General features: G+C 30.6%; 2 protein-coding genes. Both read left to right on the top strand.

What is annotated here, in order from left to right; all coding sequences use genetic code 11:
- On the top strand, positions 1-242 hold a 242-nt coding region (locus tag HMPREF2658_RS06450), incomplete at its 5' end, for an LPXTG cell wall anchor domain-containing protein (protein WP_141758286.1).
- A gap of 365 nt (positions 243-607) precedes the next feature.
- Positions 608-2339, top strand: a 1732-nt coding sequence (locus tag HMPREF2658_RS06445; RefSeq protein ID WP_141758288.1) for a fibrinogen-binding adhesin SdrG C-terminal domain-containing protein, incomplete at its 3' end; no start/stop codon positions are given.

Genomic DNA, 2339 nt, shown 5'->3' with positions numbered 1-2339 from the left:
CAGACAGCGATTCAGATTCGGACAGCGATTCAGATTCAGACAGCGACTCCGACTCAAATGCAGGTAAACATACACCGGCTAAACCAATGAGTGCAGTTAAAGACCATAACAATAAAGCGAAAGCATTACCGGAAACAGGTACTGAAAATAATAATTCAAATAATGGCACATTATTCGGTGGATTATTCGCGGCATTAGGATCATTATTACTATTCGGTCGTCGTAAAAAACAAAACAAATAATATGATTAGCTTAACCAGGTCCGTGTGGCCTGGTTTTTCTGTTTAGAAATTCCCAGATATAAAACCAAAAATCTTTAAGGAATAGATGCAATTTAATTTGTTACAGAAAAGTAATTGTCTATGAATTAGAAAAGCTAAGATATTAATTTTAAGGGTAAATAATATTATTTTTTATGATGATTAAATAAAGATTACAAAACTCATAAAAACTTTTATTTAAACGCAAATGTTAAATAAAGTTTTACGATAAAGAAAAATAATTAAAGTATTGTGCTTTATCTAAAATTGTAATACTATATTGATATACATTTTTGTATTTAAAACAATTGTATTATTTAAAAATTTGATGAATTAGGAGTAATCTAATGCTAAACAGAGAAAATAAAACGGCAATGACAAGAAAAGGCATGGTATCCAATCGATTAAATAAATTTTCGATTAGAAAGTACACAGTGGGAACAGCATCAATACTGGTTGGTACAACTTTGATTTTTGGTATAGGGAGCCAAGAAGCTAAAGCTGCAGAAGTAACCAACAAGGAAATGAAGGAAGATGCAACATCAGTAAATAATGATCAAGTGTCTAAAAAAGTTGATACAGGGCAACTAAATAAGGATGGTAATACTAGTAAAGTTGATACAGAGCAACTAAATGATGAGAATATTAATAAAGTTGCTAATCAAAAAGAAGTAACTAGAGTAGAAAATAGTGTCGCTTCAGAAAAAAATAATAACTCTCAGCCATCTGAAAATGGAAAATTACAAACGTCGGATGTTAAAAAAACTGAGGATAATAATGCAACTTCAGATGATCAAGTTACTACTACAGTTAATTCACAGCAATTAAATACTGATAACACAACTTCAAATGCAACAATGTCGGCAGCACCAATTAATGTAAGTAAAGATGACTTAAAAATTAATAGTGAAGAAGTAAGAAATGTAGGAGAAAAAAGCGATAATACTGACAATGCAAATGGTTCAGATGTGATTATGTCAAAAAGTACAGCACCTAAACGTTTGAATACAAGAATGCGTATAGCAGCAGTACAACCATCATCAACAGACTCTAAAAATGTTAATAATTTAATTACTTCAACTACAACTTTAACTGTCGTTGATGCAGATAAAAACAATAAAATTGTACCTGCACAAGATTATCTAGCATTAAAATCACAAATTAAAGTTGATGACAAAGTTAAATCAGGTGATTATTTCACAATAAAATACTCAGATACAGTACAAGTATATGGATTGAATCCGGAAGATATTAAAAATATTGGTGATATTAAAGATCCAAATAATGGTGAAACAATTGCGACTGCAAAACATGATACTGCAAATAATTTAATTACATATACATTTACAGATTATGTCGATAGGTTTAATTCTGTACAAATGGGAATTAATTATTCAATTTATATGGATGCTGATACAATTCCTGTTAGTAAAAACGATGTTGAGTTTAATGTTACGATAGGTAATGATACAACAAAGACTACTGCAAACATTCAATATCCAGATTATGTTGTAAATGAGAAAAATTCAATTGGATCAGCGTTCACTGAAACAGTTTCACATGTTGGAAATAAAGAAAATCCGGGGTACTATAAACAAACGATTTATGTAAATCCATCGGAAAATTCTTTAACAAATGCCAAACTAAAAGTTCAAGCTTACCACTCAAGTTATCCTAATAATATCGGGCAAATAAATAAAGAGGTAACAGATATAAAAATATATCAAGTTCCTAAAGGTTATACATTAAATAAAGGATACGATGTGAATACTAAAGAGCTTACAGATGTAACAAATCAATACTTGCAGAAAATTACATATGGCGACAACAATAGCGCTGTTATTGATTTTGGAAATGCAGATTCTGCTTATGTTGTAATGGTTAATACAAAATTCCAATATACAACTAGCGAAAGCCCAACACTTGTTCAAATGGTTACATTAAGTTCAGACAATAGTAAATCTGCCTCAATGGGTAATGCTTTAGGATTCACTAATAACCAAAGTGGCGGCGCTGGTCAAGAAGTATATAAAATTGGTAACTACGTATGGGAAGATACAAATAAAAACGGTGTTCAAG

Source organism: Staphylococcus sp. HMSC062H10 (assembly GCF_001836945.1).
Lineage (GTDB): Bacteria > Bacillota > Bacilli > Staphylococcales > Staphylococcaceae > Staphylococcus > Staphylococcus aureus.
Note: the sequence above shows the minus strand (reverse complement) of the source record. Positions and strands in the feature narration are given on the sequence as shown.